Origin of the sequence: Anaplasma bovis (genome assembly GCF_036903315.1) — a bacterium.
Taxonomy (GTDB): Bacteria; Pseudomonadota; Alphaproteobacteria; order Rickettsiales; family Anaplasmataceae; genus Anaplasma; species Anaplasma bovis.
The window spans coordinates 1-13,387 of record NZ_JAWLNY010000006.1 but is presented as its reverse complement, the minus strand read 5'-3'; the positions used below and the strand labels follow the sequence as shown (position 1 = coordinate 13,387).

The following is a 13,387-nucleotide window of genomic DNA, read 5'->3' as shown; positions in this document are numbered from 1 at the left end:
TATGCCGAGTCTGTAAACGATAGTTATTACTGTGATCTGCTAGGTTTGTAGTGTGCCAATAGTTGTTCTTAGTTCCCAAGTAGTTAATAAAATTGCTGCTGGAGAGGTTATTGATTGTCCTGCAAGTGTTGTCAAGGAGTTGGTCGAGAATTCTATAGATGCGGGAGCGAAGTCTATTAACATAAGTGTTGATGACAAGGGTGGAAGAAGTTTAATTTCTGTAAGCGATGACGGGTGCGGTATACCGCATGACGACATGGAAAAGGCGTTCATATGTCATGCTACTTCTAAGCTTGCTGATGGTGATATATCAAACGTCAAATACATGGGCTTCCGTGGAGAAGGTCTGACTTCTATTGCAGCGGTGGCAAGGGTTAGAATGGTTTCAAAACACTGTGATGAAGAAAAAGCCTGGTCTATAGCGATTGAAGGTGGAGAGAAAATTGGCGATCTGACTCCTGAGTCATTGACTTGCGGTACTGAGGTTGAAGTAAGAGATCTATTTTTTGCGACGCCTACTAGATTAAAATTCCTACGGACTGAAAAAGTTGAAATACAGAATATTGTTGACCTACTGACCAAGCTTGTCATAGCAAATTACTCTATTGCGTTTTCACTAACCATTGGTGATAAGCAAATATTCAAGTACAAGGCCCGTGATGAGATGTCTGAGCGTATACGTGACATCAAATTATTTGGTGATACATTCTTAGAACAGTCCCTTGAAGTGTCACATACTGTTGATTACTTGAAGGTTTGTGGGCTCGTTGGCTTTCCAACATATAACAAGTCTAGACCAGGGTCTATATACACTTTTGTAAACAGCAGGCCCATACATAGTTCGTTGCTAATGAGCGCGGTAAAAGGCGCATATAGTGGGCTGATTCCAAAAGATAGACATCCCGTAGCTATTCTAAGCATAGAAGTATCTCCAGGGAACGTTGATGTTAACGTTCATCCGAGTAAACTTGAAGTTAGGTTCCAGGACACGCGTTTCGTCTACAGTACAGTTCTGAACGTTGTCAAGGAAGCCATGGCAAGGAGCGAATACACGAAGCTTCCAAGCCTGGAAAGTAGTACAGCGAACGAGTACGACCATTTTGTAATGGATAGCGTGTTTAAGGGTTATGGCAAGAACTCTGCGCCTACTGAGGAGGAGTATAAGGATTCTAGAGAAAGTTCTCCTTTTGAGCCTTTATTTGAGTCCAATTTTCATAGTACCGTGGAATCTGAAAGTAGCCATAAGCCAGCAGGAAAGAAGTATGTGGATGATGGACAGCTTTTTTGTGAAACTGCACCAACGCAAAAAGATGTGCACAAGAAAAAATGCACAGAACATCATCATGATGATCTATGGGGGGAGCAACCGTTAGGGAACGCAATAGGACAGCTCTTTGAGCGTTATATCATAGCTCAAACTAAGGACCACACGATTATAGTTGATCAGCATGCGGCACATGAGAGGCTAGTATGTGAATATATGAAAAAAGTCATAGAAAATGAGGGAATAAAGCGCCAAGTTCTCATGATGCCTGAGTTGATAGAGCTCGATAGCGAGTATGAATTCGAACTACTAAATGAATACAGGGGCAAACTTCTGGATCTGGGACTGCTAATAGAACCTATTGGTGGGCTTACAATGGTTGTGCGGGAAGTTCCTGCAATTTTTGGTGTCTTCGATGTAAAGATGTTAATTTCAAAGATAATTGAAAACATCATGAAAGTTGGAGACGAGATATCTATGGAAGAGCGGATCCAGCATATATGTGGGACTGTCGCGTGTTATGGATCCATAAGGAGTGGTAGGGCCATGAAGATGGAAGAGATGAACTCGCTCCTAAGAAGTATGGAAAGTACGCCTCACTCTGGGCAGTGTAACCACGGCAGACCAACATACGTGAAGCTGAGCTTGTCTGAAATAGATAGAATGTTTGAACGCACGTAGGTACGGCCAAAGACGAGGAGTTTTTACGCTTTCTTCTTAGCCAAGGTTAGCATGTTCTGAGGAAGACGCTCTACGGCCCCCAATAGCTCCAGTTCAGCTATGGAGGAGAGTAGTTCATCTATACTCATTCCAGAGCAAACCATTATGTCGTCTATGCTTGTGGGTGAATTGCTAAGGTGTCGTAATATAGAAGCTTTTGCTTCAAAAGTACCTCCAGGATGATCATTATCCGATGATAGACAAAACTCGCCCGTACGTTTCGTATTCTTAATTTCGGCCGAACACGACGAAAATCCCAGTGCATCTATTATATCCTCAACTGATTCAACTAGAAACGCTCCTTGACGTATTAAGTTATTACTCCCCAAACATCTTTGATCTAAAGGCGATCCAGGAACGGCGAATACTTCTCTACTTTGGGACATAGCCAGATTTGCTGTAATCAGTGATCCTGATTTCATCGATGCTTCAACGACTACCACACCTAAAGAAAGTCCGGATATTATACGGTTGCGCTGCGGAAAGAGATTTGCTTTTGGAAGTGAAGAAAGTGGTAATTCCGTTACAATAAGTCCTCCATTCTGCGCGATAGCCCTATACAAGCCGGAGTTTTCTATTGGATATATAATGTCCACACCGCTTGCTTGTACTGCAATAGTAGGTATATGTCTGAATGTTACGCTGTGTACAGCGCTATCTATACCTCTGGCAAGCCCAGATACCGTGGTGAATCCAGCTCGTGAAAGGTCATAAGCCAAATTATAGGCGATTCTTTTCCCATTTGCGGAGGCATTGCGGCTTCCGACTATTGCAACTTTTTGTTCATTGCTTAAAAGATTCTTGTCACCTAGTACTGTGATTACTATAGGAGGATCATATATACGTGAGAGCATGGAAGGATATTCTTCATCACATATGCTAATGATCTCTGCCCCGATTTTTGTACTTAATTCGATTTCCCTCTCAGCATCATCCAGGGAAAATACATTTTTTACACTCCTGCATTCCCCAGAACATAATGCATCAACGATTACTTCAGGGCATTTATACAGCTTCATGAGCTTTAGAAATGTTACAGGTCCGATGTTCGGTGTTCTTGCCAATCTTATACAGGATACAAGTCTACGATAGGCATCTGTAGAGTAGGTGTCGGTACACCTTTTCATATGATATAAAGGTTAATTTCTTAATTAGATAACAGCATCAGAAAAATAGTCAAGCGCTTTACCTAAAATTGTTAAACATTCACGAAACACACTGGGTGCATTGCGTAGGCATAAACTATTTACCGAGAATAGAAATAAAAGCAGGGACGTTTGCTAATCCTACTGCGTGCTACAGAACATCACTGAAAATATTGTGGTGATGGAAATTAGCAGCATGTTGCCAACTTGGGACTTCCAAACATGTGCGAGGTGTTAGGGGGAATATTATGGTTGCGGGCTCTATAGACCGGCTGCAAATAGGATGAGACATGAAATTTCAGTTATGTGTGGAAGAGTAGGTTTGCCGTAATCGCACTAATGGCGCGTTGCTAACTAAGTCCCGTCAGACATTCGCGAAATAGGCCCCTGGAACCAACTGTAGTAGACAAGAAATATGCTCTAACAACGTGTGCAAAATAGAACATCACTGGAAATATTGTGGTGATGGAAATTAGCAGCGCGTTGCCAACTTGGGACTTACGAACATGTGCAAGGCGTTACGGGGGAGTATCACGATGGTGTGCTCTACAGGGCAGCTTCAAGTTGGATAAGACAATAAAATATGACAATCTACAGAGTATGTAGGAGAAGCTCTATACCATATTGATTTGCTGATTGCACTAATGGCACGTTGCTAACTAAGTACCGTCAGACATTCGTGAAACATACCAGAGAAATTGTGTAGGCATCAGCCGAATAGGGTAGGGAAATTTGATCAACATACTCTGCAAAACAGTGTGTAACTAGAAATATCGTGGCGGGCCCTACATGCCAGCTAACTGCGAACTATTGAGAACCACTCCTACGTTCACCAAAACTCTAGAAGCTGCTCAACATTCTACAAAACATTGGGCAGCTGTACGTAATCCAGGATCGAGGGCGCACACTTGCCCATTGCAGGTTACTAGGAAGCTGATAAACATTTCCAAAATAGGCTCCCTGGGAACATGAAAGGGAACTAATGACTAACTGTAGGAGATAAGAAAACTACTCTAACAATATACATGTGAAGCATTGCGGGGGAATATTATGGTGGTGAGCTCTACAGACTGGCTGCAAATGGGATTAGACATAAAATTTCAGTTATGTGTGGAAGAGCAGGTTTGCTGTAATCGCACTAATGGCGTGTTGCTAACTAAGTACTGCCAGACATTCGTGAAACATACCAGAGAAATTGTGTAGGCATCAGCCGAATAGGGTAGGGAAATTTGATCAACATACTCTGCAAAACAGTGTGTAACTAGGAATATCGTGGCGGGCCCTACAGGCCAGCTAACTGCGAACTATTGAGAACCGCTCCCGACGTCCACCAAAACTCTAGAAGCTATACAATTGCCTATAAAACAGAGGGGCCGCGTACGGTGGAGTGTTGATGGCCTATACCAGGTTACTGAAAGCCGCTAAACAACGTGTGAAGCATTGCGGGGAATATTGTGGTGATAGTCGCTACAGACCGGCTGCAAATGGGATTAGATATGAAAGTTAGAACAGTAGGAAGTGTAGAATGCGAGGTTTGCGGTGATAGACTCTACAGACCGCTGCCACAACTTAGGACTTCTGAACATTGCGCGATAGGCCCCTGGAACCAACTGTAGTAGACAAGAAATGTGCTCCAAACAACGTGTGCAAAATAGAACACCACTGCGAAATACTGTGGTGATGGAAATTAGCGCGCGACTATAGAAGGTAAGAAAACTTGATAATCAAACCGCACTAAAAATTAAAGACGCGTTTATTCCACCGAACCCAAAGGAATTCGACAATGCCACGGAAACTTTACGCTCCTGAGAAACGAGCGGCACGAGATTCAATCTCTCATCCTCAGAAGAATCATGCAGATTCAGGGTAGGGGGTATAACACCATCGGTTATCGTCAATATTGAAAAAATGGCTTCCGCGCTTCCTGCAGCACCCATCAAGTGACCAGTAGATGACTTTGTAGAAGATATGGCAAGCTTGTAAGCGTGCTCTGAGAAGATGTCCTTCACCGCCATGATCTCAATGCTGTCGCCCATAGGCGTAGAAGTTCCATGAGCATTTATATAGCCCACGCTGTCAGGTGAGATATCAGCCATTTTGAGGGCTTTGCGCATAGCTTTTGCACCACCAATTCCCTCCGGATGCGGCGCTGTAACGTGATATGCGTCTGAAGTAATCCCATACCCTGCCAACTCGGCATAGATGCGAGCGCCACGAGCCTTTGCGTGTTCATAGTCTTCAAGAACCAAAACTCCCGCTCCCTCTGACATTACAAATCCATCTCTTCCCTTGTCCCATGGGCGAGATGCCAACTGAGGTGTATCGTTAAACCCAGTAGATAAAGCCTTTATTACATTAAATCCCACAATGCCAGCTCTGCATAAAGGACCCTCTGCTCCACCAGCAACCACCACATCAACTTCTCCAGAAGCTATCACGCGTGCTCCTTCTGCAACTGCTACTGCTCCCGTTGCGCAGGCTCCTACAACACAGTTAGAGTATCCAGAAAACCCATATTTCATAGAAACACGTCCCGCAAGCAAATTAGAAAGGCTTCCTGGCACAAAAAAGGGACTCACCCTACGGGGGCCTTTTTCCCAAAGGGCGACAATATTTTTCTCTATAAACGGTAGGCCACCTATACCAGAACCAAGAACCACACCAACTCTGTCTGGGTCGATACCAGATCCTAGCACACCGGAATCAACAAGCGCTTCATCTGATGCCGCAATTCCAAATAAAATGAAGTTGTCCATTTTCTTGACTTCCTTCTCGTCTACCCACACAGAAGGATCAAAGGTGTACTGCTCAGACTCACCCTTGATTGATATCTGACCACCTATCTTTGTCTCCAGATCATCAACATCGAATCTGTCTATCTTTCTAATTCCAGAATCACCTTTTATGAGTCTAGTCCACACAGAACGCGTACCCACGCCAAGTGATGAAACAAGCCCCATCCCAGTTACGACAACTCTACCACGTTTAGACATATGACAAAGCACCAAAAAACTTTACAACACTACGACAAGCAGCTGAAGACAAAGCAAAGACAAACCCGAAGCGATAGCCCTGATTATGAGCTTGATTTTTCCTGTATGTATTTGCAAATATCATCAACGGTTTCCAAGCTCTGAGCTTCTTCGTCAGAAATCTCTATTGAGAACCTCTCTTCAAGAGACATTATCAAGTCAACAAAGTCAAGACTGTCAAGATTAAAGTCTTTAGCAAGGTTTGTATTTCCCGAAAGAGCCTGCTTTTGCTCTTCCTTCAACTTTAAACAATCTATTATCGCCTCTACGACAGCGTTTTTAATGTCTTCCGACACACCATTTACGCCTTCACGGGCACTATCACTTTCCATATACACCACAAACCAAAACAACCAAAAACAACATGCGTGTCGCAATAAGAGCTATGCGACCCAAGACTAGAAATATACTCATAAAAACTAAGAAATCAAACATAGAATTGACACCTAGTGACGATTAGAGCATTCATCCTTGTTGTAATGTGGCAGCTATGTACATACACACATGTAATTTAGAATGAAATTCACAGTTGAACATGGTGAAAATTCTAGATGCTACAGCGATAAGTCTGCGTTAACTCATTTTTTACAAGGGATATTCATTTTCGCAAATAGTTCTTATTAATAAGGGTTTCGTGCGATTGCGCACCCACGTAATCTGGTAAAAATCTTTAAGATTGCATTAATTTTTACTTATCTAAGAGGTATTTTATGGTTTTTACTATATTAACTTATGATTTCCATAAATTAGGGTAGCTACAACCTAAGCTTGCATGAAAAGGTGCTGACTGAGAAAATGTGCCTCCAAAGCAAAAAAATGACTTATGAATATGGAGAGCTCCACGCCCGTGGACAGCATTGTCCAAAACAACGGGAAATTAGAAGCACTTATAGCACGACTAAATTCTTCGATGGGAAGCGAAGATGTTGTGGGTGCGATAATACAAGCATGCAAAACTGACAGCACGATAGCATCTGCCAGACTTGCCATATCACATGACAAGTGTACTGGTGATATGAAGTTTGCTGCCTCACGTGAGGAATTGCCCATTCCTGATATGAGGAGGAATAACAGCTTGGTAATTGTGCACGAATGTAGCGTACTGCACATTCCCATAATTATCGGAACTGATATGAGTGTAGACACCGTGTGTGACTTATGCCAGTTTCTTGTGGAAAAGGGGTGCGATGTAAACTCTGTAGCTTCTCAGGAAATTTCTATAAGGGAGAATGGAAATACATTTGACACTGTGTGCGAACACTCCGGCAAGACACCTATATTCTACGCAATAGAGAGGAGATGGGCATGCGTTGTGCAAACGCTTATAGCTTTAGGAGCTAATTGCCGTGACGTTGGCATGTGTTCTGCGTACAGCTACAGCGAGAAAACTACTCCGCTAGTATACGCAATGGAAGAAGTTTCGAAGAGCTATAGGCGCGGAGATTCGTCGTTTGCTGTTATAGATATACTTTTAGAAAAAGTTGGAATTGATAAGTTTATAGAAGAAATGAGGAGCAGTAGGCATATTATGAGCACTGCACTACTGTTCGTGGCCGTGGTAGGAGTGGATCTGGAGTTATATCCTGGTACGTGTATAGAGGCGGTTAAGGGAGAACACATGCATATTGTGGAGTTTTTCCTTAAATGCTCCAGGTTGTTTAAAGACGGGATCGTTGATATTAAGCGCACGGCTAAGTATAGAAGAGTGCGTGAAAGCGCTATAGAAAACAAAAAAGCGCTCTCAGAAATTTCTGCATCATCTGCCTCTCTGAGTGGTTCTTCCGCATGCAGAAAAATTGGATCAGTGTCCGATTTTAATTGGTCTGCTGCCACAAATAACGGTGTGACGTTTTCTGTGCACTTAGAAGACGCAGAGATGAGCATCTTAGCGTTGGCTGCGTATCACGGTAAGGAGAGTGTCATTAGATGGATGCTCGAGCATGAGATTACTGACGTAAACAGATGTAATGGTTATGGATTCAATGCTATGCACTATGCAGCGGCAGAGAATCACGTGGCTGTAGTAAGGCTTTTAATGGATGCGGGGGCTTCTACTACTTCAAGGTATATGCCATACATGACTGTTGCCCATACAGCTGCACTTAATGGCGCTATTGATGTGATAGAATTTTTGCATTTTAGATGTCCTGAGCTGCTGCTGCAAGTAGATTGCGATGGAAGAAATGTACTGCATTATGCAGCTGATTCTCAGAAAAAGAGCGTAGTGGAGGTTGTAAAGTACATAATCAGCTTCGTGAAAGGTATAGACCTTAATGGAACTATAGACAGCGATTCCGGATACAAACTTCTACTGTCACGTATTGAGGTGGAATCACAGAGGAATCAATCACTGACAGAATCAGCAAAAGATAACATATTGATGTCTGTTCGAGAGAGGAATAGTTTCGCAGACAACAGCGTTACTCCGCTACACATAGCAGTAGAGTCAGGTAATGTTCATGTAGCCAAAGTTTTTATAGAAAACAAGTGTTGCGACTTGACCATGAAAAACCAGCAAGGATTTACTGCGCTGAACATGAATACAAAAGTCGGGACCATACTACATATGGCGGTAAGGAGAAGGGATCAAGAGTTTACGAAAACGTTGCTTTCTCTCGATGTGGATGTAAACGCAAAGTGTGCCCGAGGGTATACTGCGCTTGATTACGCAATACGTAATAGGGATAAGGCTATCATTAACTTACTACTTTCAGATTCGAGGCAGAGCATCACAAGTGGCGTTGGTAGAGCTAAAGTGTCTTATGCAAAAATTCTGAAACATAGAAACCTGCTGGATGACAATGGAAGGATTATCTTGCTGAATAGAAATAGTTGGAGACAGAAGAGGTTAAACGGATTTTTGGTGGTTGCAGCTTGTGTTGCACTGCTTTCTATAGTGGTTATCGCTGTTGTAGCTCGCGCCGGCACTATTTTAAGCTTCATGACTGGTCGAGAAGTAAGCGTATCATTAGAAACAAGAGTGATCGCTGTCGTGGCAGTTATGGCGCTAATGACTCTTGTGTATGTTGTGTTTGGTGCAATATACATGCTGGAGCAGGGCAAGCGTCTTGGAAATGAAAGGGCATACTTTTCTGATTTCTATTCAGGCGGTGAAAGTAATAGGTCTCGTAGGCGCGTAAGATTGCCCTCCAATAGGGGTTCTTCCTGTTATTCCAGCAGTAATAGAAGTGCGTCGTGTACCGATCCTTGCTCAGGCAGTACTTCTTCTGACAATTTAGTGATAAGTCCTGTATTTATTCCCAGGATGGCAGGGGAAAATCATCACACAGCAGTTAGCGACATAAACTATTTGGCTGATTATGACAGCGAGTGCATTGTTGATGCGCGTGCTGGATATAAACAGCAGGGTAGGAGACCGTACGAAGCTTTGAGCAATGATAGTAGAAGAAGGGTGCCAAAATACATTAGGGAAGCAAGCATAGAGGGATGTTGTAGCCAGGCGTTGTGTAGGTAACAACGAGCAGTGTACGATGACTGATCCTTGCTCTGGTAGTACTTCTTCTGATAATTTAGTGATGAGTCCTGTATTTATTTCCAGGATGGTAGGGGAAAATCCCACACAGCAGCTAGTGGCATAAATTATTTTGCTGATTATGACAGCGAGTGCAGTGTTGATATGGTGCTGGATATAAACAGCAGGGTAGAAGACCGTACAAAGCCTTGAGCAATGATAGTAGAAGAAGGGTGCCAAAATACATTGGAAAAGCGGGCGTAGGGCGATACGCTAGGGCACCACGTCAACAGTGACCGTGGATGACTGCCTTTACCCTCTTTCAAGTGACTACATGAAGCACTCGCACGCTACCTAAGCTTCTCTTCCTTGAACAAGACGTGCTTTCTAGCAACGGGGTCATACTTACGGAATAGGAGCTTCTCGGTCAGCTTCTTCGGATCGCGCTTCTTAACGTAGAAATAACCTGTTCCCTCGCTACTTACAAGCTTTACCAACAGGGTTGCACTCTTTTTAGCCACCGCAAAACACCTAACACGAAACATCGGGATTCTACTAGCTTATACGGCATGGGTCAAGTTGTTTGGTGAGATGCAGTTGCCGGACGGGTGGTGGAGGGGTATCTTGCAGATAATGTGGATATTTTCTAGCACTTCCTGTATATTTGTGCCCGACCTGCAATATTAGTTTAGTATAGTATGCTTAGATCTATCTTTAAACTCTTTATGAGACTCATGACGATAGTGATTCCCGCGAGAGTTGTAAGTACGTTTTTCGGAATCGGTCACCTTCCTGCATGGCAAGAGCATTGGGCTTCTCTTGCAGTGCTGATTATGACACACACAGTGTGCTACATGGTGCATGGTTCTTTTCCGCCACTTGCTGAAGCAGCACCGAGCAGTGGGCTCGTACTTGCCACATTTTTTCTACAGGTTTCGGTGTGCATTTTTGTCTTGGGATTGTTATCAATATTCATATGTATGAGCGATAAAGATTCTAGCATATCTTTGGGTGAGGCTATAGTAGTGCAGAACTCTTTCGGACAGCTTTTAACTGCGGCAATAGCCATGCCTGCTTCTGTTAGTATGTACGAGAGTCTGGCACGTATGTACAACGGTGTATGCGTTAAGGTATTTGCGTGTCCGGTGTGGTTCAATTATATGATGCATCTGTTGATCTTTTTCATAGTACCGTTTGTATTTTACAACGTAATAATCATAATAAAACCGTGGCCTATGTCGCTTCTGCAGCTCAGGTATAGCAACTGTTTTTCTGTCATGATGGAAGGAGTGGTCTTAGCGTTTTATTCCATTGTAAGCATGTACACGATTGCATTCATATTTTCAGGGCTGTATATGACTGGTGCTATAAAATACCTTGGTGCAATGTTGCACAGGGCCATTAGTGGAGCAATATAGTGATGCCTGGGTTGTGTGGTGCCACGAGCACTTACGAGTATGAGTTTTACTTGCGTGTTTTTGTGAGGTTCTGATGAGTGGTAGGTGGCCTGGGGTGCTATTTTTAGCTAGTGCGCTTGCTGCGCTTGCATGTGCGTATGTTTCCCAGATGGTATTTGGGTTGATACCATGCAAACTGTGCATATATGAACGTATACCATATTTTGCCGTGATAGTACCCGCCCTGATAAACATTGTGAAAAGGGACAAGTATTCATTTTTTGTGTCTATTGCGTGTTATGTGTCAGGTGTGGTGATTTCACTTTACCATGTATCTTTGGAGCATGGGTGGATAGAAGATTTCCTTCATTGTGCTGACAATATTTCCAATGCAGCTACTCTTTCTGACATAAAGGCCAGTCTATTAAGCAATAATGTTCCTGTTTCCTGCAAGGTACCAGGTTTTGTATTTCTCGGACTGTCAATGTCAGGCTGGAATATTGTGTATAGCATATTTTGCATGATTGCTGCGTTTCTTGTGAGAAAGCGGGGTTATTAAGGCAGTTCTAGACGCGATTATATTTTTGGGATTATCAACTTGGCTGGATAGCCTGTGCTGTACATTGATTGCTGACTTTCGTGAGGAAGTGAGCCAATTAGTTAGCAGCTCTAGACGTGAAATGTAGTATTCTTGGAATTATCGGTGTTTGGCCAAGGTAGTGTGGGCTGAGATATCGTGTGCGCATGTTTTGGATGGTTGCTGCTTTTTTTTTGTGAAGAAGAGGAAATTTCCGCTCCTTCATGTGCCTTCGCAAAGGCGCTTGAGACTACTCTCTTTTCTGCACTACTTAAAGTTGATATGTCATCAGATATCTTTTTGGATGTATGAGGACCAACAGCACTGTTGACTTCATTTTCCACATAGTTTCCTCCACCATTACTACCACTACCTCCTGTTGCCTTCCATAACCTGCTCAATCCAGCTGTATCGGCACTACCATTATGACTACTATGTTTGATGCCGCACATATTGGCCACTTCACCACCACTCGTATGGTTGTAAGCTCCCTTCTTACAAATCTTAGCATCAATACCCTTTTCTTCCTGACCTTCGCCTCCAGTATCTCTATCTAGGCTTATGATGGTATCACTAACTGGCTTCAGCTCCTTTCTCTGCATCTTCTGAATACCAGTACTCAACTCATTGGTCCTATTAAGAGCAACATTGTAAGCAAGATCTTTAGCGAGGAGATAAATACCTTCTTCATCACCATCTCCCCTCTTTACTTAGTAGATATACATCGATGATGTATATCTTGTGCTATCTACTATTTCCGCTCCTTCATGTGCCTTCGCAAACGCACTTGATACTACTCCATGCTGTTCTCTGTCTAACCTTGATATATCGTTTGAGATCTTTGCTGATGTCTTATCCCCTACCTTCTTAGTTGTACTATCCTTCTCGTAATTTCCTCCAATACTACTACCACTACTACTTTGTTCCCACAACTTACTGAAGCTTGCGCCGGTGCTATTTGTTTTACTTATCTTAGTACTAGCAGTGTACACTCCACACTTACCTTCAACTTCAGCATCTGTGAGACCGGATGCTGACGTCTCATAAGAGTTATTACCGCATATCTTGGTCTCTATGGCAGTAGTACCACTCTTACTATGATCAAGGTTATTAATTTCCTCCTTAACTCCCCACATCTCCTTCTGGGTCAACTTCTGAATACCAGTACTCAAATCAGTTGTTCTATTAAGAGCAACATAGTAAGCAAGATCTTTAGCGAGGAGATAAATACCTTCTTCATTACCATCTCCCCTCTTTACTTACTAGATATACATCAATGATGTATATCTTGCTCAGCCCGTGGTATTACTACTAGCATCAGCCTTCGCAAAGGCACTTGATACTGCTCCGTGTTGCTCTCTGGATAACCCTCTGATGTCTTGGGATATCTTTGTTGCTGTTTCCTTTCCCACCTTGCCAGTTATACTATCCTTCTGGTAATTTCCTCCTAGACCACTACCAGTGCTTGTAGTATCCCACAAGTTACTAAATTTGCCAGTCTGACTACTTCCATAGTTACTATTTCCGGACAAGCCGCAAGTACCAGGATGTTCTCCTAGACCGCTACCACTACGTTTGCTACTGGAGTACGGAAATGCATCCTTACAGATCTTAGTATCAATATCATCATTGCCACCCTTAACAGGATCCAGACTCACCATTTCTTGCTTTACTCCGTACATGTCCTTATGGGACAATTTCACCATACCCTCAGTTAATTTATCAGTCTGATCGAGAGCAACATTATAAGCAAGATCTTTAGCGAGGAGATAAATACCTT

10 protein-coding genes and 1 pseudogene are annotated in these 13,387 nt (G+C 43.0%); 4 read left to right on the top strand and 7 right to left on the bottom strand.

Features of this window, described 5'->3' with window-relative positions:
• Positions 1-52 precede the first annotated feature (52 nt).
• A complete protein-coding gene (mutL, locus tag R4I06_RS01130) occupies positions 53-1,945 on the top strand; it encodes a DNA mismatch repair endonuclease MutL (protein ID WP_334413660.1) in 1,893 nt (630 codons plus the stop codon).
• A gap of 23 nt (positions 1,946-1,968) precedes the next feature.
• On the opposite strand, the gene dprA is transcribed toward mutL, so the two are convergent.
• The 3 genes from dprA to R4I06_RS01115 all read right to left on the bottom strand — a co-directional run bounded on the left by dprA (position 1,969) and on the right by R4I06_RS01115 (position 6,493).
• Positions 1,969-3,111, bottom strand: a complete 1,143-nt coding sequence (dprA, locus tag R4I06_RS01125) for a DNA-processing protein DprA (protein WP_334413659.1) — start codon at positions 3,109-3,111, stop codon at positions 1,969-1,971.
• Between the two features lie 1,742 nt (positions 3,112-4,853).
• Positions 4,854-6,122 (bottom strand): beta-ketoacyl-ACP synthase II, encoded by a 1,269-nt coding sequence (gene fabF, locus R4I06_RS01120; RefSeq protein WP_334413658.1) that lies wholly within the window; start codon positions 6,120-6,122, stop codon positions 4,854-4,856.
• 83 nt (positions 6,123-6,205) lie between these two features.
• Entirely contained in the window at positions 6,206-6,493 is a 288-nt protein-coding gene (locus tag R4I06_RS01115; protein WP_334413657.1) for an acyl carrier protein, read from the bottom strand.
• Positions 6,494-6,990: 497 nt separating this feature from the next.
• Here R4I06_RS01115 and R4I06_RS01110 point away from each other — a divergent pair, with 497 nt between their 5' ends.
• Positions 6,991-9,636 carry an ankyrin repeat domain-containing protein gene (locus R4I06_RS01110; RefSeq protein WP_334413656.1) on the top strand — a complete coding sequence of 882 codons (2,646 nt, stop codon included), beginning with the start codon at positions 6,991-6,993 and terminating at the stop codon, positions 9,634-9,636.
• 347 nt (positions 9,637-9,983) lie between these two features.
• On the opposite strand, the gene rpmG is transcribed toward R4I06_RS01110, so the two are convergent.
• Positions 9,984-10,154, bottom strand: coding sequence for a 50S ribosomal protein L33 (rpmG, locus tag R4I06_RS01105; RefSeq protein ID WP_458693353.1), 171 nt, complete (start codon positions 10,152-10,154; stop codon positions 9,984-9,986).
• 177 nt (positions 10,155-10,331) lie between these two features.
• Between rpmG and R4I06_RS01100 the strand changes: the two genes are divergently transcribed.
• Positions 10,332-11,051, top strand: a complete 720-nt coding sequence (locus R4I06_RS01100) for a phosphatidylglycerophosphatase (protein WP_334413654.1) — start codon at positions 10,332-10,334, stop codon at positions 11,049-11,051.
• A gap of 73 nt (positions 11,052-11,124) precedes the next feature.
• A complete protein-coding gene (locus R4I06_RS01095) occupies positions 11,125-11,589 on the top strand; it encodes a disulfide bond formation protein B (RefSeq protein WP_334413653.1) in 465 nt (154 codons plus the stop codon).
• Positions 11,590-11,699: 110 nt separating this feature from the next.
• On the opposite strand, the gene R4I06_RS01090 is transcribed toward R4I06_RS01095, so the two are convergent.
• From R4I06_RS01090 to R4I06_RS01080, 3 genes and pseudogenes are all read right to left on the bottom strand, one after another.
• Positions 11,700-12,230, bottom strand: coding sequence for a hypothetical protein (locus R4I06_RS01090; RefSeq protein ID WP_334413652.1), 531 nt, complete (start codon positions 12,228-12,230; stop codon positions 11,700-11,702).
• A gap of 87 nt (positions 12,231-12,317) precedes the next feature.
• Positions 12,318-12,779: a hypothetical protein gene (locus R4I06_RS01085; RefSeq protein WP_334413651.1), complete on the bottom strand. Its 462-nt coding sequence runs from the start codon at positions 12,777-12,779 to the stop codon at positions 12,318-12,320.
• A 120-nt stretch (positions 12,780-12,899) separates the two neighbouring features.
• Positions 12,900-13,387, bottom strand: a pseudogene (locus R4I06_RS01080) (hypothetical protein); the annotation flags it as partial.

What these genes read in the sequence shown, in the direction of transcription:
- R4I06_RS01095 (WP_334413653.1), top strand. Translation starts at nt 11,125, where the DNA reads ATGAGTGGTAGGTGGCCTGGGGTGCTATTTTTAGCTAGTGCGCTTGCT.
- R4I06_RS01110 (WP_334413656.1), top strand. Translation starts at nt 6,991, where the DNA reads ATGGAGAGCTCCACGCCCGTGGACAGCATTGTCCAAAACAACGGGAAA.
- fabF (WP_334413658.1), bottom strand. Translation starts at nt 6,122, where the DNA reads ATGTCTAAACGTGGTAGAGTTGTCGTAACTGGGATGGGGCTTGTTTCA.
- dprA (WP_334413659.1), bottom strand. Translation starts at nt 3,111, where the DNA reads ATGAAAAGGTGTACCGACACCTACTCTACAGATGCCTATCGTAGACTT.
- R4I06_RS01100 (WP_334413654.1), top strand. Translation starts at nt 10,332, where the DNA reads ATGCTTAGATCTATCTTTAAACTCTTTATGAGACTCATGACGATAGTG.
- R4I06_RS01115 (WP_334413657.1), bottom strand. Translation starts at nt 6,493, where the DNA reads ATGGAAAGTGATAGTGCCCGTGAAGGCGTAAATGGTGTGTCGGAAGAC.